The sequence below is a fragment of the Vibrio sp. 10N.222.49.C9 genome (assembly GCF_041474985.1).
In the GTDB taxonomy this organism is placed as follows: domain Bacteria; phylum Pseudomonadota; class Gammaproteobacteria; order Enterobacterales; family Vibrionaceae; genus Vibrio; species Vibrio crassostreae_C.
Genome location: NZ_JBFRVD010001093.1, coordinates 1 through 266 on the forward strand (window position 1 = coordinate 1; position 266 = coordinate 266).

Sequence of the window (266 nt, forward strand, 5' to 3'; positions counted from 1 at the left end):
TGTTTGGTGTTGAGGGTCGAGGTGTTAAACCGCAGAAACTTCAACTGAAATTGTCTGTATCTTCTCCGTTGATCGCGGATTTGATTAAGCGAGAAGACACGTATGTGTCAGTGCTACAGAAATCACCAAAGGCTCACTTGTTAGGCTTGTCGGATTATCTAGCGGCATACTTCTATGGAAGTGAGGTGGAGGTTTCAGGCGAAGAGGATCAGACTTGGGCAGACCCATACATTGATGAGTTAGAGACGCCAGAATACTTTGGTGCT

1 protein-coding gene is annotated in these 266 nt (G+C 45.9%); it reads left to right on the forward strand.

The features are described from left to right. Positions 1 to 266: hypothetical protein (locus AB4585_RS27035; RefSeq protein ID WP_372171822.1), on the forward strand; the 266-nt coding region annotated here is incomplete at both ends.